The organism is Pseudomonas sp. RL_5y_Pfl2_73, from assembly GCF_963970515.1.
Taxonomy (GTDB): domain Bacteria; phylum Pseudomonadota; class Gammaproteobacteria; order Pseudomonadales; family Pseudomonadaceae; genus Aquipseudomonas.
In genome coordinates this window covers 155,478-179,314 of the sequence record NZ_CAXAPD010000006.1, presented here as the reverse complement: position 1 = coordinate 179,314, position 23,837 = coordinate 155,478, and the positions used below count along the sequence as shown (strand labels likewise).

Here is a 23,837-nt window from a genome sequence, read left to right as displayed (position 1 = left end):
CACCAGCCCTGCGACCCTACACCGCACGTGGCCTTTTTACTTCTCAACCCCGATCAGGCTAAATACCGCCACCTGATCGCCCAACCGAGCGGATTGCCCCATGTCCCGACAACGGCTTGCATTTGCCTGGATCGCCTGCTTCGCAGTGCTGTTCAATATGCTTGCCATGCCGCTTTCCAACAGCGCTGGCGCGATGGCCAATTCGCCGGCCGAACAACTGCTGTGGGGCAGTTTCTGCTCGTCCAGCGGCACGAAAATGGTGGCGATATCCTTGGGCAAGCTCGAACAGGGCACGCCACAGAAAGACAATCACTCGACTATGCAGCATTGCTGGTGCTGCTCAGGGCCGGCGCCGTTGGTGGCGCTCGCCGGGCACGTCCCGCAGTTGTATCTGGATGCACAGTTGGACCATCGTGCCGCCGTCCATTCCAAGCTCGACAGCCCCACGCCACGCCAGCAATGGCCCAGTCTCAATCCTCGCGCCTCGCCTCTGGCCTGATTCTTCCGCACACACCTGCGCCCTGAATCGTTCCGGAGAATCGCCATGTTGAACAGACTTATCCTGCTGGCTGCCCTATTGCTTCCCCTCGGCTTCGCCCAAGCTCACCAATACAAGGTGGGCGAACTTGAGATCGCCCATCCGTGGTCCCAGGAGTTGCCGCCCAACGCACCGACCGTGGCCGCGTATTTCGTGATTCACAACGGCGGCACGAGCGCCGACAAGCTGCTCAGCGTCGACTCGCCGATTGCCGGCAAGGCCGAGCTCCATGAGCATGTGATGCAAAACGACCTGATGAAAATGCAACCGGTGCCCGTGGTGGAGATCGCCCCCGGTGCGACCGTCACCTTCGCGCCGATGGCGTATCACGTGATGCTGCTGGACCTGAAGGACCGCAGCCTGCTCAGCGATGGCAAACGCTTTGCCATGACCCTGCATTTCGAAAAAGCGGGGGATGTCACGGTCAACATCGCGGTGCAGAAAAAAGCACCCGACGGCACCAAGACACACATGCACGCCCAGTAGACGTAGTCGCCCGTGCCCACCCTTCGCGCCAGGCCATCCATGCCCCGCCGCCAGCCCCTGAGCCTGACACGCGGCAGCTGGATCAGTCTGTTCGCCATGCTGATGATCTTTGTCGGTCCGCTGATTTCCCAGTCGATGCCGATGGGTCAGCGCATGTCCATGCCTGTGTCCATGGACATGTCGGTGCACGAGGCGCCGGCAGCCGAATACTGCCCGCCCCAGAGCGAACATCATGCGCTTTGGGAAAAATGCGGTTATTGCAGCCTGCTGTTCAATTGCCCCGCGCTGCCTGGCGGTCACACCTTCGCCGTCTTTGACACCCCCCACACCAACACCTACACCAGCCTTTCCCCACGCCTGGGCCATGCCTGGCCGGCGTTCTTCCCGGGTGCCCGCACCCGCGCACCGCCCCTCGACGCGTAAGCCCGACACTTAACTCACCCGGTCGCACAAGACAGCCCCAGGCTGCCCGACCGTGTCGTCTACGTTTGTTCGATGGAATCATCATGTCCAGGTTTTCTGCTGGCATCGCGTTGGGCTCTGCCCAGGTGCGCTGCCCCCTGAACGAGCCACGGGTTCGTTTGCGCCAAACCATCGCCGCCCTCTGCGGCCTGCTGCTCACCCCACTCGTGCTGGCCGACGAGCAAGAGCATCATGACCATCAGGTCGAAGAACTGAGCCCGACGGTGATCACCGCCATCGCCCCCAGCTCACCCCTGACCGTCGTCACCAACCCCAAGGACCCGCGCCAACCGGTGCCGGCCAGCGACGGTGGCGACTACCTCAAGACCATTCCTGGCTTTGCCCTGGTGCGCAACGGCGGCACCAATGGCGACCCCGTGTTGCGCGGCATGTTCGGCTCACGGCTGAACATTCTCACCAACGGCAGCATGCTGTTGGGTGCTTGCCCGGGCCGGATGGACGCGCCGACGTCCTACATATCGCCGGAAACCTACGACAAGCTCACTGTTATCAAAGGCCCGCAAACCGTGCTGTGGGGCCCCGGCGCATCGGCCGGGACCGTCCTGTTCGAGCGCGAGCCGGAACAGTTCGGCGAACTCGGCACCCGGATCAACGCCAGTGTGCTGGCCGGCTCCAACGGCCGTTTCGACAAAGTGGTGGATGCCGCCGCCGGTGGGCCGCTGGGTTATGTACGGGTGATCGGCAACACCGCCCATTCGGACGATTACCGCGACGGCAATAACGACACCGTGCCGTCGCGTTATGACAAGTGGAACGGCGACGTCACCCTCGGCTGGACGCCAGACGCCGATACCCTGCTGGAGTTGACGGCCGGCAAGGGCGACGGTGAAGCACGCTACGCCGGGCGTGGCATGGACGGCTCGCAGTTCAAGCGCGAAAGCCTCGGGCTGCGTTTCGAACGCTCGAACATCGGCGAGGTGCTGGACAAGGTCGAGGCCCAGGTCTACTACAACTACGCCGACCACGTGATGGACAACTACACACTGCGCACGCCGTCAGGCACCGGGATGATGGCCGGGCCCATGGCCTCCAACGTCGACCGCCGCACCCTCGGCGCCCGCATCAAGGCCACCTGGCGCTGGGCCGATGTGCAGTTGATCAGCGGCCTGGACGCCCAGACCAACGAGCATCGCCAACGCAGCAGCATGGGCGTGGACACCTATAAGGACCTGCCGTACACCAAGGACGCCGACTTCCACAATTACGGGGTGTTCGGCGAACTGACCTGGTACGCCGCCGACCGCGACAGGGTGATCACCGGTGCCCGACTCGACCGTGCCTCGGCCAAGGACTACCGCCAGAGCATCGGTTCCGGCATGTCGGCGCGCGCCAATCCCACCGCCGATGACACCCGCGCCGACACCCTGCCCAGCGGCTTCATCCGCTACGAACACGACCTGGACGACAGCCACGCCACCCTCTATGCAGGCGTGGGTCACGCGCAACGTTTCCCGGACTACTGGGAGCTGTTCTCGGCGAACGTCGGCCCCAGCGGCTCGCTGAATGCCTTCGACGCGATCAAGCCAGAGAAAACCACCCAGCTCGACTTCGGCCTGCAGTACAAGACCGAAACCCTCGAAGCCTGGGCGTCGGGTTATGTCGGGCAGGTGCGCGACTACATCCTGTTCGATTACACGCCCGGCATGATGGGCACCACCTCGCGGGCCGAGAACATCGATGCACGGATCATGGGCGGTGAGCTGGGCGCAGCCTACAAGCTGACCGAGCGCTGGAAGGCCGATGCCACCCTGGCCTACGCCTGGGGCAAGAACAGCAGCGACGGCAGCGCCCTGGCGCAAATGCCGCCGCTGGACGCACGCCTAGGCCTGACCTACAGCGAAGACCGCTGGAGCGCCGGCGCCCTGTGGCGTGTGGTGGCGGCGCAGCACCGGGTCGACGAGAACAAGGGCAACGTGGTGGGCAAGGACTACGGCAAAAGCTCCGGGTTCGGGGTGTTCTCCCTCAACGGTGCCTACCGCATCAATAAGCACTGGAAGGTCAGCAGCGGCGTCGACAACCTGTTTGGCAAAGCCTACGCCGAACATCTGAACCTGGCCGGCAACGCCGGGTTCGGCTACCCGGCGAGTGACCCGCAGGCCATCAACGAACCGGGGCGCACGCTCTGGACCAAGGTGGATATGAGTTTCTAAAAGCATCGCGGGCAAGCCCTGCTCCCACAGGGACTCCATTGCTGAGGGACGCAACATGTTCCACAGCAATGACGAATACTGTGGGGGCAAGGCTTGCCCGCGATCGGTTGCGCAGCAACCGCAAAACATAACAATCTATTTGCCCTGCGGAGCGCTTTGCAATGAGCCAACCGAAACCCAATTTCTACAACCTGGCCTGGCGCTGGCATTTTTATGCCGGGCTGTTCGTGGCGCCGTTCATGGTGATGCTGGCCCTGACCGGCATCATTTACCTGTTCAAACCGCAACTCGATCCGCTGATGTACGGCAGCCTGTTGAACGTGCCGGCCGGGCATCACACCCTGGCGGCGGACGACCTGCTCAAGCAGGTCCGCCAGGCCTACCCCCAAGGCCAGGTCAAACAGTACCTGCCGCCGGTCAACGCCGAGCGCAGCGCGCAATTCGTGGTGATCGACCAGGGCCGGGAACTGAACGTGTTCATCGACCCGTACCACGGCGATGTCCTCGGCGAGCAGGATGCGAAGAACAACCTGCAAGCCATGGCCCGGGCCATCCACGGCGAATTGCTGATCGGCACCGTCGGTGACCGCTTGGTGGAAATGGCCGCCGGCTGGGGCGTGGTGCTGGTGGTCTCCGGGCTGTACCTGTGGTGGCCGCGCGGGCAATCATCGGCCGGCGTGCTGTGGCCGCGCTGGAGTGCACGCGGTCGGCTGTTCTGGCGCGACCTGCACGTCGTCGTCGGCTTCTGGGGCGCGGCGTTGCTGCTGGTGATGCTGCTTAGCGGCATGACCTGGACCGGCTTCTGGGGCAAGCAATACGCCAATCTCTGGAACCGCTTCCCGGCGGCGATGTGGAATGACGTGCCCAAGTCCGATGTCGAGGCCGGCAGCCTCAACAACGCCCACCGCCAGACCGTGCCATGGGCTGTGGAAAACACGCCGATGCCGACGTCCGGCGACCATGCCGAGCACATGGGCCACGGCGGCATGCACGAAGGGCCCGCCGTCCCGACTGTCAGCCTGCAAGCGGTGCAGGACATCGCCACCGAGCGCCAGGTCACGCCCGGCTACAGCATCACCCTGCCGACCACGGCCAGCGGCGTGTTCACCGTCGCCGTGTTCGCCGATGACCCACGAAACGACGCCACCCTGCACGTGGACCAGTACACCGGCAAGGTCCTGGCCGATGTGCGTTGGGCGCACTACAGCGTCGTCGCCCGCGCCACCGAAACCGGCGTAATGCTGCACGAAGGCAAGATGTTCGGCCCGCTGAACCAGATCATTGTGCTGCTGATCTGCCTGATGATCCTACTCAGCGCCGTCAGTGGCTTGGTGATCTGGTGGAAGCGCCGGCCAGAGGGCAAGTTCGGCGTACCGCCGCTGCGTCACGACCTGCCGACCTGGAAGGCCGGGGTGTTCATCATGCTGGCCCTGGCAGTGGTGTTTCCGTTGGTGGGGGCTTCGCTGCTGGTGATGGGCTTGCTGGATCGCCTCGTCACCCGTTTCAATCGCCAGCCTGAGATTGCCTCATCTTCAAACTGAAGACAGTGCGCTAACGGAAGGCGGTGCGAACCCCCTACAATCGCGCCCGCTTTCCAAACCACGAACACAGTTCAAACTGTGGGAGCGAGCCTGCTCGCTCCCACAGGGGCTGTGTGTCGATCCATTAATTTGAGTAAATGCATGCCCTCCCTAACCCTCTCCCACCTCGCCTGGACGCCCCTGGGCCATGGCCACTGTCATCACCAGTTTCAGCTGCGTGACGTGACGTTGCGGGTGGCAGCCGGAGAGTTTGTCGGGTTGATCGGGCCCAACGGCAGTGGCAAGACCAGCCTGTTGCGTTGCGCCTATCGCTTCAGCCGGCCAGAAAGTGGCGAGGTCAAACTCGAGCATCACAACGTTTGGAAACAGTCCTCGCGCTGGTGCGCCCAACGCATCGCCGTGGTCCTGCAAGAGTTTCCCAACGCCTTCGGCCTGACGGTCGAGGAAGTGGTCGCCATGGGCCGCACGCCCCACAAAGGCCTGTTCGACGGCGACAATCACGAGGACCGTCGGCTGGTGCGCCAGGCACTGGAATCGGCCGGGCTTGCAGGCTTTGGCGACCATGCCTTCGCCACCCTCTCAGGCGGTGAGAAGCAACGGGTGATCCTCGCCCGCGCCCTGGCCCAGCAACCGCAGTTGCTGATCCTCGACGAGCCGACCAACCACCTCGACCCCCACTATCAATTGCAATTGCTGCAACTGATCAAGGGCCTGGGCATCGGCACTCTCGCCAGCCTCCACGACCTGAACCTGGCCGCCGCCTTCTGCGACCGCCTGTACGTGATCGAACACGGGCGCATCGTCGCCAGCGGCACGCCCAAGGACGTCCTCACCGTCGAGCTGTTGCGCGAGGTGTTCGGCATCGAAGCCCTGGTGGATGAACACCCGCTGTCCGGCTACCCACGAATCACCTGGATAACCCAACCATGACCTTGCGTTCCCTGCTGTTGCTGCCCCTGCTGCTGGGCAGTGCCCACGCCTTGGCCGAAGCCACCCACTACCCGTTGACGATCCAAAGCTGCAATCGCCAAGTGGTGTTCAACGAGGCACCTCGGCACGCTGTCAGCCACGACATCAACATGACCCAGATGATGCTCGCCTTGGGCCTCAAACCGCACATGGTCGGCTACAGCGGCATCAGCGGCTGGAAGTCGGTGACGCCCGAGATGGCGAAGATCCTCGATGGCCTGCCGGAACTGGCCGCCAAATACCCCTCGGTGGAAACCCTGCTCAATGCCAACGTCGATTTCTTCTTCGCCGGCTGGGACTACGGCATGCGGGTGGGCGGCGACCTGACCCCGCAGACCCTGCAACCGCTGGGCATCAATGTCTACGAACTGACCGAATCCTGCGCGTTCGTGATGAAGCGTCCAGCGGCCTCGCTGGAGGACACCTACAACGACCTGCGCAACCTCGGGAAGATCTTCGACGTGCAGGATCGCGCCAACGCGCTGATTGCCACGATGCAAGCCCAGGTGGCCGAAGTGCGCAAACACCTGCCGCCCGATCAACTCCGTGTGTTTCTGTACGACAGCGGCGAAGACCGCGCCATGACCTCCGGGCGCCTGGGCATGCCCCAGGCCCTGATCGACGCGGCCGGTGGGCGCAACATCCTTGATGACGTGGAAACCAGTTGGACCCGGGTGAACTGGGAGAACGTGGTCGAGCGCAACCCGCAAGTCATCGTGATTGTCGATTACGGCGAAGTCAGCGCCGAGCAGAAGCAACAATTTCTGTTGAACAACCCGGCCCTGCAATCGGTGGAGGCGATCCAGCAACGGCGCTTCATTGTGATTCCCTACGTACAGGCCACGCCGGGCATCGATAACGTGCTGGCGGTGCAAACCCTGGCGCGGGGTTTTCACCGCCAATGAACGGTCGTCGCTACGGCGCCCTGCTGACGCTCCTCGGCGCACTGCTGCTGGTGTCGTGCGTGGTGTCCCTGGGCTTCGGGCCGGCGCGGGTGCCGGTGGCCGTGGTCTGGGACATTCTGCTGAACAAGGCCTTCGGGGTGGGCGAGGTCCATTGGACGCCGGGCCAGGAGCATATCGTCTGGCTGATCCGCGTACCGCGGCTGTTGCTCGGTGCCTTGGTCGGCGCGGGGCTGGCGTTGATCGGTGCGGTGCTGCAAGCGGTCACGCGCAACCCGCTGGCCGATCCGCACTTGCTGGGCGTCACGTCCGGCGCGACTCTGGGAGCGGTCATCGTGGTGCTGCATGTCGGCGAGATCGTCGGCCTGCTGACCCTGCCGCTGGCGGCGTTCATCGGTGCGCTGCTGAGCATGCTGCTGGTGCTGACCATCGCTGCCCGCCAGGGTCGTCTGGAAAGTGATCGCCTGTTGCTGTGCGGCGTGGCGGTGTCCTTCGTGATGATGGCGGCCGCCAACCTGTTGTTGTTCCTCGGTGACCATCGCGCCAGTTCAGCGGTGATGTTCTGGATGCTCGGCGGCCTGGGCCTGGCCCGCTGGGAACTGCTGGTGGTGCCAGCGGCCAGTGTGGTGCTGGGGCTGGTGTTGCTGCTCGGCATGGCCCGGCCGCTGAACGCGCTGATGGCCGGCGAACAGACCGCCGTGACCCTGGGCCTGAACGCGGCGAAGGTGCGGTTGTGGATCTTCTTGATCGCCTCGCTGATGACCGGCGTGCTGGTGTCCATCAGCGGCTCGATTGGTTTTGTCGGGCTGATGGTGCCGCACATTGCCCGGCGCCTGGTGGGCGCCGAGCATCGTCGGTTGCTGCCGGCCTGCGTGCTGCTTGGCAGCCTGTTCCTGGTGTGGGTGGACGTCGCGGCGCGGACGTTGATCGCCCCGGAAGACTTGCCGATTGGTGTCGCTACCGCGGCCATTGGCGGGCTGTTCTTCATCGGCCTGATGCGCCGCCGATAGACGCAGAGGCACACCATCCGTGGGAGAGCGCTTGCTCCCGCTGGGCCCTGGAGCTGGCAAAGTCTGCGATCTTCTGATCTTTCGCTTGAGACTCAAGTGTCTGGGGAAAGATCGCAGCCTCGTTGCACTCGACAGCGCCTACGGGCGCAGCCCAGCGGGAGCAAGCTCCCTCGCCACAGGTTGGTATTCACAAGCAACGTATCCCAGCTCTTCGCGCACGCACTAATGTGGCGCTCCTCCTCGCACCAGCCCCCGCATCGCGTTCACTCATGGTGCATTCGCGCCCTCACCCCCCGCGCCAACCCCGCATTTCAAAGCCTTCCCCCGACCGGGCACACCCCTTGCAAAAGCGCTTTCAGCGTTTGCATCTGCCCTCGAAAAAAACTCAAAAGACCACGGAGATCGCACAATGAAGCGTCGTAGCTTGATCAAGGCTTTTACACTCTCGGCAAGCATTGCCGCGATGGGCATGACCTGGACCGTCCAGGCCGCCGAGACCATCAAGGTCGGCATCCTGCATTCGCTGTCCGGCACCATGGCGATCTCCGAGACGTCCCTCAAGGACATGGCGTTAATGACCATTGATGAGATCAACGCCAAGGGTGGGGTCAACGGCAAGCAGCTTGAAGCAGTGGTCGTGGACCCGGCGTCGAACTGGCCGTTGTTCGCCGAAAAGGGCCGCCAGTTGCTGACCCAGGACAAGGTCGCCGTGGTGTTCGGCTGCTGGACGTCGGTGTCGCGTAAATCCGTGCTGCCGGTGTTCGAAGAGCTCAATGGGCTGCTGTTCTACCCGGTGCAATACGAAGGCGAAGAGATGTCGCCAAACGTCTTCTACACCGGTGCAGCACCGAACCAGCAGGCGATTCCGGCGGTGGAATACCTGATGAGTGAGGAAGGCGGCAGCGCCAAGCGCTATTTCCTGCTGGGCACCGACTACGTCTACCCGCGCACCACCAACAAGATCCTGCGCTCGTTCCTGCACTCCAAAGGTGTGGCAGACAAGGACATCGAAGAGGTCTACACCCCGTTCGGTCACAGCGATTACCAGACCATCGTCGCCAACATCAAGAAGTTCTCGGCTGGTGGCAAGACCGCAGTCATTTCCACGGTCAACGGCGACTCCAACGTACCGTTCTATAAAGAACTGGCGAACCAGGGCCTGAAAGCCACCGACGTACCGGTTGTGGCGTTCTCGGTGGGCGAAGAGGAACTGCGCGGCATCGACACCAAGCCACTGGTAGGCAACCTGGCGGCGTGGAACTACTTCGAATCCTTGGATAACCCGGCAAACAAGACATTCGTCGACGCCTGGAAAGCCTACGCCAAGACCAAGAACTTGCCAGGCGCTGATAAAGCAGTGACCAACGACCCGATGGAAGCCACTTATGTCGGCATCCACATGTGGGCGCAAGCAGTGGAAAAAGCCCAGTCCACCGACGTCGACAAAGTCCGCGAAGCCCTGGCCGGCCAGACCTTCGCCGCACCATCGGGCTACACCCTGACCATGGACAAGACCAACCATCACCTGCACAAGCCAGTGATGATCGGCGAGATCCAGGCCGACGGTCAGTTCAACGTGGTCTGGCAGACCGAAGGCCCGATCCGCGCGCAACCGTGGAGCCCGTTCATCGCCGGCAACGACAAGAAGCCCGACTATGCGGTGAAGAGCAACTGAGCCCATGGGTGTCGGCCCTGGGTCTAGGGGTCAACACCCACCCCTTGTGGGAACGAGCAGGCTCGCTCCCACAAAAGAAAGTTTGCGCAAGGCCAACAATATGCCCACCGCCCTTTACCGCCTCATCCTCGCCCTGGTGCTGCTGTTGCCACTGGAGGCCCACGCCGGCGACGCCGAAGACTTCGTCGCCGCCAACCCGACCCAGCAGGCCAAACTCCTGGAAAGCTGGGCCGCGCAGCCGGAGCCTGAGCGCGTTGAACTGATCAACGCCCTGCAACAGGGCCAGTTGACCGTCGAGGGTCAACCCAAGACCCTGCGCCTGAACAACCGCTTGCGCGGGCTGATCGAAAACACCCTCGCCAGCCATCAACTGCTCGCCGTCGATGCCCGCGTACGCCTGGGTGCGGCGCAGCAACTGCAAAAAAGCGCGCGCCCCGCGCAACTGACCCTTCTCGATCGGCAACTGGCCGGCGAGCAGGACGAAGACGTGCATGCCGCTCTGAGCCTGGCGCTGGCGAACCTGCAACTGGTGGACAGCAACCCGAACGTGCGCCTGGCCGCCGTCCGCCTGCTGGGGGAAACCGGCGATCCACTGGCCCGCACGCGCCTGGAAGGTTTGCTCGAACCCGGCGTCGAAACCGATGCCGCTGTGCGCACCGCGGCTGAAACCAGCCTCAGCCAGGTCAAACGCAAACTCTTGGTGGGCGAGTTGCTGGGCCAAGCCTTCAGCGGCATGTCCCTGGGTTCGATCCTGCTGCTCGCCGCCCTCGGCCTGGCGATCACCTTCGGCCTGCTGGGGGTGATCAACATGGCCCACGGCGAGATGCTCATGCTGGGCGCCTACTCCACTTATGTGGTGCAGCTGCTGTTCCAGCGCTTCGCCCCGAACGCCATCGAGTTCTATCCGCTGATCGCCCTGCCGGTGGCATTTTTCATCACCGCCGCCATCGGCATGGCCCTGGAGCGCACGGTGATTCGTCACCTCTATGGGCGCCCACTGGAAACCCTGCTCGCCACCTGGGGCATCAGCCTGATGTTGATCCAACTGGTGCGCCTGGTATTCGGCGCGCAGAACGTCGAAGTCGCCAATCCGGCCTGGTTGTCGGGCGGGATCCAGGTGTTACCGAACCTGGTGCTGCCGTACAACCGCATCGTGATCATTGCCTTCGCGCTGTTCGTGGTGGTGCTGACCTGGCTGCTGCTGAACAAGACCCGCCTGGGCCTGAACGTGCGCGCCGTCACCCAGAACCGCAACATGGCCGCCTGCTGCGGCGTGCCCACCGGGCGGGTGGACATGCTCGCCTTCGGCCTCGGCTCGGGCATCGCCGGGTTGGGCGGCGTGGCCTTGAGCCAGATTGGCAACGTCGGTCCGGACCTGGGCCAGAGCTACATCATCGACTCGTTCCTGGTGGTGGTGCTCGGCGGCGTCGGCCAGTTGGCCGGTAGCGTGTTCGCCGCGTTCGGCCTGGGTATCGCCAACAAGATCCTAGAACCACAGATCGGCGCCGTGCTCGGCAAGATCCTGATCCTCGCGCTGATCATTCTGTTCATCCAGAAGCGTCCGCAAGGCCTCTTCGCGCTCAAAGGACGGGTAATCGACTGATGAACCAGCCCCTGATGCTCACGGCCACGCAAAAGGCCGGCCCCAAAGTCACCCTCGTCGTCGGCACGGTGATCCTGGCCGTGCTGCTGAGCCTGCCGTTGCTGTCACTGTTGCCGGCGGACAATCCGCTGCATGTCTCGGCCTACACCCTGACCCTGGTGGGCAAAATTCTCTGCTACGCCATCGTCGCCCTGGCACTGGACCTGGTCTGGGGCTACGCCGGCTTGCTCTCCCTGGGCCACGGCCTGTTCTTCGCCCTGGGCGGCTACGCCATGGGCATGTACCTGATGCGCCAGACTGCCGGCGATGGCTTGCCGGCGTTCATGACCTTCTTGTCGTGGACCGAGTTGCCCTGGTACTGGGCCGGCACCGACCGTTTCCTCTGGGCGATGTGCCTGGTGGTGCTGGCGCCGGGCTTGCTGGCGCTGGTATTCGGTTTCTTCGCCTTCCGCTCGCGGATCAAGGGCGTGTATTTCTCGATCATGACCCAGGCCCTGACCTTCGCCGGAATGCTCCTGTTTTTCCGCAACGAAACCGGCTTTGGCGGCAACAACGGCTTTACCAATTTCCGCTCGATCCTGGGCTTTGGCATCACCGAGCCGGGCACCCGGGCGGTGCTGTTTTTCGCCACTGTGGTGTTGCTGGTGGCGAGCCTGTTCATCGGCTGGCGTCTGGCCCGCAGCAAGTTTGGCCGGGTGCTGACGGCCCTGCGTGACGCGGAAAACCGCCTGATGTTCTGCGGCTACGATCCCCGAGGTTTCAAGCTGTTCGTCTGGGTGTTGAGTGCGGTGCTGTGTGGCCTGGCCGGGGCGTTGTACGTGCCGCAGGTGGGCATCATCAACCCCAGCGAAATGTCGCCGACCAACTCCATCGAGGCCGCTGTGTGGGTCGCCCTCGGTGGACGCGGCACGCTGATCGGGCCGCTGCTGGGCGCCGGCGTGGTCAATGGCATGAAGAGCTGGTTCACCGTGGCGGTTCCTGAATATTGGCTGTTCTTCCTCGGAGCACTGTTCATCGTTGTGACGCTGTATCTACCGAAAGGTGTGATCGGCTTGCTAAAAAAGAGAGGCGGACAATGAGAATCACCCCGACGGCCGACTTCATGCTCGAACCCATCCTTGAACCCAACAAAGACCAGGGCAGCAGTCGCGACGCCATCGGCCTCGGCCAAGCCGCCGGCGTGGGCCTGAATACCCGCCACGGCACCATCCTGACCCTGGAAGACATCAGCGTCAGTTTCGACGGCTTCAAGGCTTTGAACGCTTTGAACCTGTACATCGGCGTCGGCGAATTGCGCTGCATCATCGGCCCCAACGGCGCCGGCAAGACCACCCTGATGGACGTGATCACCGGCAAGACCCGGCCCAGCCACGGCAAGGCCTGGTTCGGCGAAACCCTGGATCTGACCAGCATGAGCGAAGTGGCGATCGCCCAGGCCGGCATCGGCCGCAAGTTCCAGAAGCCCACGGTGTTCGAAGCGTTGAGCGTGTTCGAGAACTTGGAGCTGGCGCTCAAGACCGACAAGTCGGTGTGGGCCAGCCTGCGGGCAAAACTCACTGGACAGCAACACGACCGTATCAACGAAGTGCTCGAGACCATCCGCCTCACCCCCTCGGTCAACCGCGCTGCGGGGCTGCTGTCCCACGGGCAAAAGCAGTTCCTGGAGATTGGCATGCTGCTGGTACAAGACCCGCAATTGCTGCTGCTCGACGAGCCGGTGGCGGGCATGACCGACGCCGAGACCGACTTCACCGCCGAGCTGTTCAAGTCCTTGGCGGGCAAGCATTCGCTGATGGTGGTGGAACACGACATGGGCTTTGTCGGCGCGATTGCCGACCACGTCACCGTGCTGCACCAGGGCAGCGTGCTGGCAGAAGGGTCGCTGGAACAGGTGCAGGAAAATGAGCGGGTGATCGAGGTGTATCTCGGTCGCTGAGGCGATAGAAGTTGGCTTTTATGTGGGAGCGAGCCTGCTCGCGATGACGGCGGCACATTCGACAACAATGCAAGCTGACCCACCGCTATCGCGAGCAGGCTCGCTCCCACAGGGGTTCTAGGAGATTTGGAGATGCTGCAAGTCGACAAGCTGCACCAGTACTACGGCGGTAGCCACATCCTGCGGGGCCTGTCGTTCGACGCCAAGGTCGGCGAGGTGACGTGCCTGTTGGGGCGCAACGGCGTGGGCAAGACCACCCTGCTCAAATGCCTGATGGGGCTGTTGCCGGCCAAGGAAGGTGCGGTGAATTGGGAAGGCAAGCCCATCACCGCGTTCAAGCCACACCAACGGGTGCATGCCGGCATTGCCTACGTGCCCCAGGGCCGGGAGATTTTCGGAAGGCTGACCGTGGAAGAAAACCTGCTGATGGGCCTGTCGCGGTTTCCCGGCTCCGAAGCCAAGGAGGTGCCGGCGTTTATCTACGAATTGTTCCCGGTGCTGCTGCAAATGAAACAGCGGCGTGGCGGTGACCTGTCTGGCGGCCAGCAACAGCAGCTCGCCATTGGCCGGGCGCTGGCCAGCCGTCCACGCCTGCTGATTCTCGACGAGCCCACCGAAGGCATCCAGCCCTCGGTGATCAAGGAGATCGGCGTGGTGATCAAGAAACTGGCGGCCCGGGGCGACATGGCGATTTTGCTGGTAGAGCAATTCTACGACTTCGCCGCCGAGCTGGCCGATCAGTACCTGGTGATGTCCCGGGGCGAGATCGTGCAGCAGGGCCGTGGAGAAAATATGGAAACCGAGGGTGTGCGCGGGCTGGTTACGATCTAGTCTTTAGCGTCCTGACGATAATCAGAAATCATGAATCTACCTGTCTCTTCATTGGCACCTTCGGCCCTGTTCAGCCCCAGCTGGCATGCCGAGCTGGAATTGGGTTACGCCCGATTCGGCGATTGCACGCGCCCGGTACAGCGCCGCCATAAAGGCCCGCTGCGGGTGCAGAAGCACTTGTACGCCGAAGGGCCCGAAGTGTGCCAGCACATCATCGTCCACCCGCCCGGCGGGATTGCCGGCGGTGACCGACTGGACATCTCGGCCCACGTCGGCCCTGGCGCCTGGGCGCAGTTGACCAGCCCCGGCGCGGCCAAGTGGTATCGCGCCGCCGGCCCGGCGTACCAGCAGTTGAGCCTGAGCGTGGCCCCGGGCGCGACCCTGGAATGGCTGCCCCAGGAAACCATCGTCTTCAGCGCGGCCCGGGCCGAACTCAGCACTTGCATCGACCTGCAAGGCGACGGGCGCCTGTTCTACTGGGACATGGTTGCCCTCGGCCGACCGGCCAGCGGCGAGCGGTTCGACCTGGGGCACTTTCAGTCACGGTTGGACATTCGCCGCGACGGCCAGTTGCTGTGGCATGAACGCCAGCGCATTGTGGGCGGTGATGGGTTGCTCGACTCGCCCATCGGGCTGGGCGGTGACCCGGTGTTTGCCACGTTGCTGGTGACCGGCGAGATCGACAGCGAACTGCTGGAACGTTGCCGATCCCTGGGCCATGCCGTGCGCGGCGACCTGACCCAATTGCCCGGCCTGGTCGTGGCCCGCTGCCTGGCGAGCGAGGCGTTGCTGGCGCGGGGGTGGTTGATTGAATTGTGGCGACTACTACGCCCGGCAATGCTGGGGCGAGAGGCCGTACCACCGAGAATCTGGAGTACCTGAATCTGCTTTTCTGTGGGAGCGAGCCTGCTCGCGATAGCAATGGAACATTCACCCTACATGTTGACTGACACACCGCTATCGCAAGCAGGCTCGCTCCCACAGGGGCTGTATTCAAGGATCTGTAATTTTTATCTGCCCTTATGGATTGCACATGGACCTGACTCCACGCGAAAAAGACAAGCTGCTGATCTTCACCGCCGGCCTCGTCGCCGAACGACGGTTGGCCCGTGGCCTGAAGCTCAACTACCCGGAGGCCATGGCCTATATTTCCGCGGCCCTGCTCGAAGGCGCCCGTGACGGCCAGACCGTCGCCGAGCTGATGCACTACGGCACCACGCTGCTGAGCCGCGAGCAGGTGATGGAAGGTATCCCGGAAATGATCCCCGAGATTCAGGTCGAGGCGACGTTTCCCGACGGTACCAAACTGGTCACCGTCCACCAGCCCATCGCCTGAGGCCGTGCCATGACTCCCCACGTTCGTGACGGCCAACACCCGGACCTGCCAGCGATCCGCGACATCTACAACGACGCCGCCCTCAATACCACGGCGATCTGGAACGAACAGGCGGTGGACCTGGGCAATCGCCAAGCCTGGCTCAGCGCCCGGCAATCCCAGGGTTACCCGGTACTGGTGATCGTCGATGCCGATGAAAACGTGCTCGGCTATGCCTCGTTCGGCGACTGGCGCCCCTTCGATGGTTACCGGCACACCGTGGAGCATTCGGTCTACGTGCGCAGCGACCAGCGCGGCAATGGTCTCGGCCCGCTGTTGATGAATGCACTGATCGAGCGGGCCGGGGCCTGCGGCAAACACGTCATGGTCGCCGCCATCGAAAGCGGCAACACGGCGTCGATCCGCCTGCACGAGCGGGCCGGTTTCGTCACCACCGGGCAGATGCCCCAGGTGGGTACCAAGTTCGGCCGCTGGCTGGACCTGACTTTCATGCAGTTGATCCTCAATCCCGGGGCGCTACCGCCTGCCGTCAACAAGGAGTGAAAAGCCAATGAACGCTGCCCAGTTGCGTCGAGTCCACGCTGAAAGCTTTGCGCATTATCGCCAGGGCCTGATCGATCTGTTGCTCGACGCCGTCGGGTACGGCGCCAGCGTGGGGTTCATGGCCGATCTCGATGCCGTCCAGGCACGTGCCTATTTCGACGAGGTCCAGGCCAGCCTCAACCAGGGCCACCTGCTGCTGTGGGTAGTGGTCAAGGACGAACAGGTGCAAGCCAGCGTCCAGCTAGGCCTGTGCCAGAAACCCAACGGCCTCAACCGGGCCGAAGTGCAGAAGCTGCTGGTCCGCGGCGAGGCCCGCCGCCGGGGCCTGGGCCAACAATTGATGAGCGCCCTGGAACTCGGCGCCCATCAGCACAAGCGCGGCCTGCTGTACCTCGACACCGAGGCCGGCTCCGAGGCCGAAGCGTTCTACCGCGCCATGGGCTACATCCGCGTCGGCGAACTGCCGGACTACTGCCAGAGCCCGGACGGGACCTACACACCGACCGCCATTTACTACAAGACTTTGGGGCAACCGCAATGATTCCAGGGCAATACCAGGTCCAGCCTGGCGACATCGAACTCAACGTAGGCCGCCGCACGCTCACGCTGAACGTTGCCAACAGCGGCGACCGGCCGATCCAGGTCGGCTCGCACTATCACTTTTTCGAGACCAACGACGCCCTGACCTTCGACCGCGCCGCCAGCCGTGGCATGCGCCTGAACATCCCGGCCGGCACCGCGGTGCGCTTCGAACCGGGCCAGCGCCGCGAAGTGGAGCTGGTGGACCTGGCCGGGCATCGCCGGGTGTTCGGATTTGCCGGGCGGGTCATGGGCGAATTGGACTAAGCGTCAGCTCGTTCCCACGCTCTGCGTGGGAATGCATCCCGTGACGCTCCGCGTCACACAAGCGGACGCAGAGCGTCCATGGCGGCATTCCCACGCAGAGCGTGGGAACGATCAGGAAAGCACATGAAGATTTCGAGACAAGCCTACGCCGACATGTTCGGCCCCACCGTCGGTGACAAGGTCCGCCTGGCCGACACTGAGTTGTGGATCGAAGTGGAAAAGGACTTCACCACCTACGGCGAAGAAGTGAAGTTCGGCGGCGGCAAGGTGATTCGCGACGGCATGGGCCAGAGTCAACTGCTGGCCGCCGAGGTCGTGGACACCTTGATCACCAACGCGCTGATCATCGACCACTGGGGGATCGTCAAGGCCGATGTCGGCCTCAAGGACGGACGCATCGCGGCCATCGGCAAGGCCGGCAATCCGGATATCCAGCCCGACGTGACCATCGCCATCGGCGCCAGCACCGAAGTGATCGCTGGCGAAGGCATGATCCTCACCGCCGGCGGTATCGACACCCACATCCATTTCATCTGCCCGCAGCAGATCGAAGAAGCGCTGATGAGTGGCGTCACCACCATGATCGGCGGCGGCACGGGGCCGGCCACCGGAACCAACGCCACCACCTGCACCCCCGGTCCCTGGCACCTGGCGCGCATGCTCCAGGCCGCCGATGCGTTCCCCATGAACATCGGTTTCACCGGCAAGGGCAACGCCAGCCTGCCAGAGCCGTTGATCGAGCAGGTCAAGGCCGGCGCCATCGGCCTGAAGTTGCACGAAGACTGGGGCACCACCCCGGCCGCCATTGACAACTGCTTGAGCGTGGCCGACCAGTACGACGTGCAGGTGGCGATCCACACCGACACCCTCAACGAATCGGGTTTCGTGGAAACCACCCTCGCCGCCTTCAAGGGCCGCACCATCCACACCTACCACACCGAAGGTGCCGGTGGCGGTCACGCGCCGGACATCATCAAGGCCTGCGGCTTCGCCAACGTGCTGCCCAGCTCCACCAACCCGACCCGGCCGTTCACCCGCAACACCATCGACGAACACCTGGACATGCTGATGGTCTGCCATCACCTGGACCCGAGCATTGCCGAAGACGTGGCCTTCGCCGAAAGCCGTATCCGCCGCGAGACCATCGCCGCCGAAGACATTCTCCACGACCTCGGCGCCTTCTCGATGATCAGCTCCGACAGTCAGGCCATGGGCCGCGTCGGCGAAGTCATCACGCGCACCTGGCAGACCGCCGACAAGATGAAGAAGCAACGCGGCGCCCTGCCCGGCGACGGCGAAGGCAACGACAACTTCCGTATCAAGCGCTACATCGCCAAGTACACCATCAACCCGGCGATCACCCATGGCATCAGCCATGAAGTGGGCTCCATCGAAGTGGGCAAGTGGGCTGATCTGGTGCTGTGGCGCCCGGCGTTCTTCGGCGTCAAGCCGACCTTGATTCTCAAGGGTGGGGCGATTGCCGCCAGCCTGATGGGCGATGCCAACGCCTCGATCCCGACACCGCAACCGGTGCACTACCGACCGATGTTCGCAAGCTTTGGCGGCTCGCGGCATGCCACCAGCCTGACCTTCATCAGCCAGGCCGCCGCCGAGGCGGGGTTACCGGAACAACTTGGGCTGAAGAAAAGAATCGCCGTGGTCAAAGGCTGCCGCGATGTGCAGAAGACCGACCTGATCCACAACGACTACCTGCCGAGCATCGACGTCGATCCGCAGACCTACCAGGTCAAGGCCGACGGTGTGTTGCTATGGTGCGAACCGGCCGAAGTGCTGCCGATGGCGCAGCGTTATTTCCTGTTCTGAGTGGGATCGCTTGCCGAACATGCTGTGGCGAGGGCGCTTGCGCCCTCGCCACAGAGATTCACTGCCCTGAAATGACCGAGCGGGTTCAACCTACAATTCGGTACTTTCCTTCAGCGCGTCCAGTTCCGATTGAGTCAATGACTGAATCAGCTCCGCCTCCTTGATGCCATGCTGCAAGGCCAACGCCTCGGATTGAGAGGCATAGTCGGTCGCCTCCAGGGTGCCGGCGACCTTCGCCTCATCCAGTTCAATCTGCTTGGCGATGAGCGTGTCGGTCAGCGCCTGGAAGGGCGCCGAATGTTGTTGCCTCAGGTAGTCGATCCAGAAATCCCGGCTCACCAGCGACTGGAATTGCGCAGGCGTATCGTCCAGCGCCAAGACGAGGGCGGCCGCCGCATCGAGCATCGGACCCGTAACCTGTCCCATCGAGACAAACCGTGCGCCTGAGGGTTGTTTCGGTAGCTCCAGTCGCGCCTTCAGACCCACGCGATAGGCCAGACGAACCTCGACCTCTTCTATCTTCTTTATTTTTTCGACCTTCTTCGCGGCCGTGAGATCGAGACGGGCATTGATAGCATCACGCCGCTGCTGGATATCCTGCTGGGCGATGCGCTCCACCTCATCAAGGCGAAACAACCCCTTCGCCAGGCGAACCAACGTCGCCGCCTCGTCCCCTGCCGCCGCCGTAGCCATGGCGTTGTGAATCATCAACCTGATTTCCAGGTAGCTGAACGACAACGACGCCCGATCCACGCACGCCGGGGCGCCGGCCAGTTCAAACAGTTCACGACGCAACTGCGTGGAATCCCTGGCCGCTTCAAGCATCTGCCAAACACGAGCCTGAAGGTCCGAATAGTTTTCCTGGCCCTCGTAAGAACCGGCCAATCGATTCAACAGGTGAAACAACTCCTTGGACTGCGGTTCATTTGCCAGGCTTTGCCACAAAGCTTTCTTTGTCTCTAGCTCGGTTCCCGGCAAATTGCGTAACCACTGCTGCACGCTTGACGGCCTGCCGGTAGAGGCAGGCCCAAACGCACCGTACCCACGCAAAGCCAGCCATTGCGGATGCGACAGCGAGAGGTTCGTCCAGTAATCGCCCAAGCGCTGCTCGGTCAGCTCGCTCAACGGATTACCCTGCAAGAGCGTCACCCCATTGAGGCGAGCGGTGGCGCGAGCACGCTCTGCCGGCGGATCAATCAGATTGTCCGGGACCTGGGTCAGTTGGTTGTCGCGCAAATCCAGCCGATCCAGAGGCAGCTCACTGAGGCCGCTGGGCCAGACACTAATGCCGGTGCCCTTCAAATACAGGCCCCTCAGATCGGACAAAAAACTGAAATCCGGCAAGCTTCCCAGCGGATTAAACTCCAGATTGAGTACTTTCAGTCGGGTCAAGCTTTGTAGCGTTACGACGCTTTGGGGTGTCAGAAATATCTGATTAGATCCCAGATCGAGCTTGGTCAGGCCCTTCATCGCCTCTAGCGTGGCGGGAAGATGAGTCAGCCTGTTGCGGGTCATATCCAACCAGCGAAGGGAAGAAAAACTGGCGAGGAAACTTTCACTGTCCGCGGTTGTAAGCCCCATATCATTCAACCTCAGTGAGACCACATGGCTGAAATCGGCGGTCAGGTCGGGAAGGCCTCCCACATACTGTTGGCTAATCCTCAACTCATATCCCACCCTGCTGCCGTCCATCGCCGATACCACCGGAGCCTGGCGCCGCCAGCAACGCTTGATGCGCTCAGCCAGCGCTCGCCTGGCTTGCGGGTCCACATCCACGTAACGCTGACGCCCCACCTCACGCCAAGCCGGCGTGTTGGCCCAACGGTCCAGATCCCGATGCAGCATATTCAGCTCGACCTTACGCCGCTTCAGTTCCTTGACGGCTCCCCCGCCCAATGAATCCAGCAAAGCCTCGACTTCTTGCGCGGTATAGTCCGGGTACAGCTCAAGGACCCGGCTTTGCGGTGAACGCCCCACCCCCAACAGTTCGCGCAGCCCCCCCAACGGGTAGCCGAGCTGGCCCGAGGCCAGGCGCATCGGCGATTTGAACCAGGGCTTGATCGGTGGCAGCTTCAAGAGGCTCGCCAGGGAATCCCGGCTCAATGGGGCGGCACCAATGGTCTGTTTCAACAGGTCTGCTTGATGGATCGACGGCAGGCCGATTGCCTGGCGCTCGGCATCCGGAAGGGCACGCAGCAACGCATCGTAGAGGCTCCCCCAGTGGCTCAGGTCGTTGCCCTGGTCGTCGAAAGACTTGTAGGCCTCCTCATCCTTGACCACGTATTTGATCTGCTGCGCGTCCTGCGGCCCGATCGCGTCGATCAATACGCCGGTCACGTCGTCTTCGCGCAACTCGATGCGCACCGCATCACTCCAACCCGACAAGGTTTTCAAGGTCGCCAGCGCCAACCGCGACGTATCGGCGGTGGCCAACGGCTCGTGGTACAACCCCTCGTAGGCTCGGTTCATCCGCACGGCCCGCTGGAAATGACGCAGCTCTTCGGCGATACGCAACGGGATGGGTTTGGTCTGGGCTGCATTGGCGAAATCCCATGCAGCCATGTGTTCTGTTTCAGTCGGGCTGGCATGGGCCAGCATCTGGTCGATTGCCCCGGCGGGGACCGAAGGGAAGCGGGATTTGATCAACGTCGCACGGGGGTCGTTCGAGAAGTCCTCCTTGCCATAATAGTCATTGAACAAACCCGCTTTCTCACGCACCACGATCTCCGCGAGTTTTTTCCTGAGCTGGCGAACTCGGGCCGGCATGTCGGTTTTCGCCATGGCCGGGCGCGCATCCGCCAACAGGTCGCCGCCGGCGGCATCCACCGCCTCGATCAGGTTTTTCAACACCGAAGGCGTCCGCACGTTCGCTTCGGCGAGGCTGCCCCCCTGGGCTGCGGCGTTACCTTCAGGCCCGGGGGCGAATTGCCACAGACGCCTGCCCGAGTGATCGAGCACCTCCAGCTGCAGCCCCTTTGGCCACGGGCCATAACGGGTGAGCAAGTGCAACTGGGCCATCGGCTCGGCGTTGTCGTATTGCAGCGCGTCTTCGCTTTGCAGTTGCCCGGTCAACACCTCGATTTGCCGACAAATGTCGAAGCGCGTGATCGTATCGGCCAGCAACGCCGGCATCGGCGCGCCCTCCACGTGTACACGTCGTAGCACATCGTCAGGGGTGCCGCTGGCGATGCGAATCTGCTCCAGTTCCGCCGCGCTGAAATCCTTGACCCGATGCCCTAGCCGCTTTATCAACTTCGCGCCCTCCCAGCCATAGGGGTGCTCCAGTTCATGGTTCCACGCGCCGCTGCCGTTGTCCGTCAACTCGGGCTGATAGGCATCCGGTCGGGAGGGGTGCCGAATGCGATACCGCTGCGTGGACGGATCCCGCTGCACTTCATAGTGCTGGCCATCCAGCACCAGGACCTGACGGCCGTTGACCCGATGCAAACCTCGAGCGTCCGGCACTGCACCCGCGGGCGGCACAAGATCGCTCCGGTAAGGGGTCAAGTCGGGACGCCACAGCCGCGATTCGCCGTTGTCCAACTGGACCGGTTCCAACTGATCCACGGCGTTGGACCATTGGATATGCGGCAGCACCGCGGCGCCCGTGGCCACGAACGCGGTATTGAGGGCGACGCTGGAAAAATGTGCCCACATTTCTTTGGTCTCCCCCCGTTCGAACGCTTCGATGCCCTCAAAGGCCTCGTTGAACATCTGTACCGCCCCAACCGTCAACATCAGCGGCCCCAGCCCTGGCACGACGAACGCTCCCAGGTTGAGCACATCGATGACCGCATTCAAATAACTTTCCTGGCGCGCCAGACGGGCTTTCTTGTCTTCATCACCGGTGGGCACCGCTACCGCCCGTGCGTCGAGTTGGATCTTCTGGATCTGCCGTCGCCGCAAGGACTCCCACAACGGGGCGGGAATGGGCGAAGTGCCCATGGGCAGCCGCCGCAGGTTCGGCTTGAGCGGGTAGTCGACCTGGTCCTCTGCCTGCTCAGAGGGTTGGTAGAACCGGTTGAACTGCTCGAAAAAAACGCCTTGCTTGCGCAGCGGCACAAAACGGCTGAAAAAGCGCCGATAGGTGATGCCGTGCAGGCGCCGCCGCGTTTCAGCCATGAAGTCGGCGCTGGAAGCAAACTCCTTCAGCGGCTGCTCGGGATCACCGGGAAGGTAGGCCACGAGCCGCTCGACTCGCCGGCTGTTTTCACGCTCCGGTCCGATCAGCACCGGGCCAACCAACTCGATGTCGAAAACGTTCAGCGAAGTGAAGGTCACCGCGCGGTCGTCCAAGGTGATTGCGTCCTGGTCGCCGACCACCTGTTGCAACATTCGATAAGCCGCCCGACTGATATCCCCCTTTGCCCAGGCGAGCTCCATGCTCAGCGCCAAACCTTGCCGGTGATGATCGCGCAGTTGGCGGTCCAACGGGTTGCGTGACACCTCATCTGCCGGCCGTACGATAGCGTTGATGTGTTCTTGATACTGGCGCCCCAGGTCCAACGTGCGACATAGCTTGGCAAAGGCTTGGGGCGCAATCGACAACGCCCCCGCGCGAAAGGCACTGATGGAAGGCTCGACCGCCCCACCATAAAACGGGCGCTGAGTGGTGATAAGCGTGCAATCGGCACAACCTGGCTGGTTTTCTTCGTCAGGTTCGAAGTTGCCCAGCGCGGTCTCCAACAGCGAAGCGCCGTGGTATTCGTACTGATTGAAATGACGCTCTCCGTTATCCAGGACGAGCGCGCCAAAGAAATCACTGCGAACTTGGCGTCCGTACTTGCGGACGAAATAGACTTGGTGGACGTTCAGCTCCTGCTTGAACTCAGCCTCAATCGCCTGCTTAAGCAGCGGCTCGGCAAAGGCACGAACATCCCGGATATCGCCCAAGGTGTTATCGACCTGGTTCAAGGTCTCGCGGTAGCGCGAATGACGGCTCTTGAGGTTGGCCCTGGTTTCGTGGGAGGCCTTTACATACCAGTCTGGCAGTTCCAGCGCATGCTCGCTCAGCGCCTGCTGGCGCTGCACGATGGCCCCGCTGTACCAACCGGGAATACGAGTTTTGAGCAGGTCCAAGTGCAGGCCGCGGGCTTCAGGCCTCACGGGGGGAAGAATGGGTTCTGACATATCGGGTCGTCCTTGATGCTGGAAAACCCGAGCC

General features: G+C 62.8%; 20 protein-coding genes. 19 read left to right on the top strand and 1 reads right to left on the bottom strand.

The window, feature by feature from the left end; genetic code table 11:
* Positions 1-100: 100 nt before the first annotated feature.
* The 19 genes from AACY42_RS08245 to ureC all read left to right on the top strand — a co-directional run bounded on the left by AACY42_RS08245 (position 101) and on the right by ureC (position 18,673).
* Positions 101-499 (top strand): DUF2946 domain-containing protein, encoded by a 399-nt coding sequence (locus AACY42_RS08245; RefSeq protein ID WP_339478487.1) that lies wholly within the window; start codon positions 101-103, stop codon positions 497-499.
* 45 nt (positions 500-544) lie between these two features.
* The gene (locus tag AACY42_RS08240) at positions 545-1,024 is read left to right on the top strand and encodes a copper chaperone PCu(A)C (RefSeq protein ID WP_339478486.1); all 480 of its coding nucleotides are present in this window, start codon (positions 545-547) and stop codon (positions 1,022-1,024) included.
* A gap of 39 nt (positions 1,025-1,063) precedes the next feature.
* The gene (locus AACY42_RS08235) at positions 1,064-1,447 is read left to right on the top strand and encodes a DUF2946 domain-containing protein (RefSeq protein WP_339478485.1); all 384 of its coding nucleotides are present in this window, start codon (positions 1,064-1,066) and stop codon (positions 1,445-1,447) included.
* 83 nt (positions 1,448-1,530) lie between these two features.
* Positions 1,531-3,657, top strand: coding sequence for a TonB-dependent copper receptor (locus AACY42_RS08230; RefSeq protein WP_339478483.1), 2,127 nt, complete (start codon positions 1,531-1,533; stop codon positions 3,655-3,657).
* Positions 3,658-3,818: 161 nt separating this feature from the next.
* Positions 3,819-5,198 (top strand): PepSY-associated TM helix domain-containing protein, encoded by a 1,380-nt coding sequence (locus AACY42_RS08225; RefSeq protein ID WP_339478481.1) that lies wholly within the window; start codon positions 3,819-3,821, stop codon positions 5,196-5,198.
* Between the two features lie 141 nt (positions 5,199-5,339).
* On the top strand, positions 5,340-6,128 hold the full coding sequence (locus AACY42_RS08220) for an ABC transporter ATP-binding protein (RefSeq protein ID WP_339478479.1): 789 nt from the start codon (positions 5,340-5,342) through the stop codon (positions 6,126-6,128).
* The gene (locus tag AACY42_RS08215; RefSeq protein ID WP_339478477.1) at positions 6,125-7,072 is read left to right on the top strand and encodes an ABC transporter substrate-binding protein; all 948 of its coding nucleotides are present in this window, start codon (positions 6,125-6,127) and stop codon (positions 7,070-7,072) included. Before AACY42_RS08220 ends, AACY42_RS08215 begins: the two co-directional genes overlap by 4 nt.
* A complete protein-coding gene (locus tag AACY42_RS08210; RefSeq protein WP_339478476.1) occupies positions 7,069-8,079 on the top strand; it encodes a FecCD family ABC transporter permease in 1,011 nt (336 codons plus the stop codon). Before AACY42_RS08215 ends, AACY42_RS08210 begins: the two co-directional genes overlap by 4 nt.
* 409 nt (positions 8,080-8,488) lie before the next feature.
* Positions 8,489-9,754, top strand: a complete 1,266-nt coding sequence (gene urtA, locus AACY42_RS08205) for an urea ABC transporter substrate-binding protein (RefSeq protein ID WP_339478474.1) — start codon at positions 8,489-8,491, stop codon at positions 9,752-9,754.
* 100 nt (positions 9,755-9,854) lie between these two features.
* The gene (gene urtB / locus AACY42_RS08200; RefSeq protein WP_339478473.1) at positions 9,855-11,357 is read left to right on the top strand and encodes an urea ABC transporter permease subunit UrtB; all 1,503 of its coding nucleotides are present in this window, start codon (positions 9,855-9,857) and stop codon (positions 11,355-11,357) included.
* Positions 11,357-12,436, top strand: coding sequence for an urea ABC transporter permease subunit UrtC (urtC, locus tag AACY42_RS08195; protein WP_339478472.1), 1,080 nt, complete (start codon positions 11,357-11,359; stop codon positions 12,434-12,436). Before urtB ends, urtC begins: the two co-directional genes overlap by 1 nt.
* On the top strand, positions 12,433-13,293 hold the full coding sequence (gene urtD / locus AACY42_RS08190; protein ID WP_339478470.1) for an urea ABC transporter ATP-binding protein UrtD: 861 nt from the start codon (positions 12,433-12,435) through the stop codon (positions 13,291-13,293). The genes urtC and urtD overlap by 4 nt, the downstream gene beginning before the upstream one ends.
* A 132-nt stretch (positions 13,294-13,425) precedes the next feature.
* Positions 13,426-14,124: an urea ABC transporter ATP-binding subunit UrtE gene (gene urtE, locus AACY42_RS08185; protein WP_339478468.1), complete on the top strand. Its 699-nt coding sequence runs from the start codon at positions 13,426-13,428 to the stop codon at positions 14,122-14,124.
* A gap of 30 nt (positions 14,125-14,154) precedes the next feature.
* A complete protein-coding gene (locus AACY42_RS08180) occupies positions 14,155-15,006 on the top strand; it encodes an urease accessory protein UreD (protein ID WP_339478466.1) in 852 nt (283 codons plus the stop codon).
* A gap of 151 nt (positions 15,007-15,157) precedes the next feature.
* Entirely contained in the window at positions 15,158-15,460 is a 303-nt protein-coding gene (ureA, locus tag AACY42_RS08175) for an urease subunit gamma (RefSeq protein WP_003197350.1), read from the top strand.
* Positions 15,461-15,469: 9 nt separating this feature from the next.
* Complete coding sequence (locus AACY42_RS08170; RefSeq protein WP_339478462.1) at positions 15,470-16,003, top strand: GNAT family N-acetyltransferase; 534 nt, start codon at positions 15,470-15,472, stop codon at positions 16,001-16,003.
* Between the two features lie 7 nt (positions 16,004-16,010).
* The gene (locus AACY42_RS08165; protein WP_339478461.1) at positions 16,011-16,544 is read left to right on the top strand and encodes a GNAT family N-acetyltransferase; all 534 of its coding nucleotides are present in this window, start codon (positions 16,011-16,013) and stop codon (positions 16,542-16,544) included.
* On the top strand, positions 16,541-16,849 hold the full coding sequence (locus AACY42_RS08160) for an urease subunit beta (RefSeq protein ID WP_339478460.1): 309 nt from the start codon (positions 16,541-16,543) through the stop codon (positions 16,847-16,849). The genes AACY42_RS08165 and AACY42_RS08160 overlap by 4 nt, the downstream gene beginning before the upstream one ends.
* A gap of 123 nt (positions 16,850-16,972) precedes the next feature.
* Positions 16,973-18,673, top strand: a complete 1,701-nt coding sequence (gene ureC / locus AACY42_RS08155) for an urease subunit alpha (RefSeq protein ID WP_339478458.1) — start codon at positions 16,973-16,975, stop codon at positions 18,671-18,673.
* 90 nt (positions 18,674-18,763) lie between these two features.
* Here the strand turns inward: ureC and AACY42_RS08150 are convergent, their stop codons facing one another.
* Entirely contained in the window at positions 18,764-23,803 is a 5,040-nt protein-coding gene (locus AACY42_RS08150) for an NEL-type E3 ubiquitin ligase domain-containing protein (protein WP_339478456.1), read from the bottom strand.
* Between the last annotated feature and the right edge of the window lie 34 nt (positions 23,804-23,837).

Excerpts from the sequence above, each read along its gene's own strand:
- AACY42_RS08245 (WP_339478487.1), top strand. The coding sequence starts at position 101 with ATGTCCCGACAACGGCTTGCATTTGCCTGGATCGCCTGCTTCGCAGTG.
- AACY42_RS08240 (WP_339478486.1), top strand. The coding sequence starts at position 545 with ATGTTGAACAGACTTATCCTGCTGGCTGCCCTATTGCTTCCCCTCGGC.
- AACY42_RS08235 (WP_339478485.1), top strand. The coding sequence starts at position 1,064 with ATGCCCCGCCGCCAGCCCCTGAGCCTGACACGCGGCAGCTGGATCAGT.
- AACY42_RS08230 (WP_339478483.1), top strand. The coding sequence starts at position 1,531 with ATGTCCAGGTTTTCTGCTGGCATCGCGTTGGGCTCTGCCCAGGTGCGC.
- AACY42_RS08225 (WP_339478481.1), top strand. The coding sequence starts at position 3,819 with ATGAGCCAACCGAAACCCAATTTCTACAACCTGGCCTGGCGCTGGCAT.
- AACY42_RS08220 (WP_339478479.1), top strand. The coding sequence starts at position 5,340 with ATGCCCTCCCTAACCCTCTCCCACCTCGCCTGGACGCCCCTGGGCCAT.
- AACY42_RS08215 (WP_339478477.1), top strand. The coding sequence starts at position 6,125 with ATGACCTTGCGTTCCCTGCTGTTGCTGCCCCTGCTGCTGGGCAGTGCC.
- AACY42_RS08210 (WP_339478476.1), top strand. The coding sequence starts at position 7,069 with ATGAACGGTCGTCGCTACGGCGCCCTGCTGACGCTCCTCGGCGCACTG.
- urtA (WP_339478474.1), top strand. The coding sequence starts at position 8,489 with ATGAAGCGTCGTAGCTTGATCAAGGCTTTTACACTCTCGGCAAGCATT.
- urtB (WP_339478473.1), top strand. The coding sequence starts at position 9,855 with ATGCCCACCGCCCTTTACCGCCTCATCCTCGCCCTGGTGCTGCTGTTG.
- urtC (WP_339478472.1), top strand. The coding sequence starts at position 11,357 with ATGAACCAGCCCCTGATGCTCACGGCCACGCAAAAGGCCGGCCCCAAA.
- urtD (WP_339478470.1), top strand. The coding sequence starts at position 12,433 with ATGAGAATCACCCCGACGGCCGACTTCATGCTCGAACCCATCCTTGAA.
- urtE (WP_339478468.1), top strand. The coding sequence starts at position 13,426 with ATGCTGCAAGTCGACAAGCTGCACCAGTACTACGGCGGTAGCCACATC.
- AACY42_RS08180 (WP_339478466.1), top strand. The coding sequence starts at position 14,155 with ATGAATCTACCTGTCTCTTCATTGGCACCTTCGGCCCTGTTCAGCCCC.
- ureA (WP_003197350.1), top strand. The coding sequence starts at position 15,158 with ATGGACCTGACTCCACGCGAAAAAGACAAGCTGCTGATCTTCACCGCC.
- AACY42_RS08170 (WP_339478462.1), top strand. The coding sequence starts at position 15,470 with ATGACTCCCCACGTTCGTGACGGCCAACACCCGGACCTGCCAGCGATC.
- AACY42_RS08165 (WP_339478461.1), top strand. The coding sequence starts at position 16,011 with ATGAACGCTGCCCAGTTGCGTCGAGTCCACGCTGAAAGCTTTGCGCAT.
- AACY42_RS08160 (WP_339478460.1), top strand. The coding sequence starts at position 16,541 with ATGATTCCAGGGCAATACCAGGTCCAGCCTGGCGACATCGAACTCAAC.
- ureC (WP_339478458.1), top strand. The coding sequence starts at position 16,973 with ATGAAGATTTCGAGACAAGCCTACGCCGACATGTTCGGCCCCACCGTC.
- AACY42_RS08150 (WP_339478456.1), bottom strand. The coding sequence starts at position 23,803 with ATGTCAGAACCCATTCTTCCCCCCGTGAGGCCTGAAGCCCGCGGCCTG.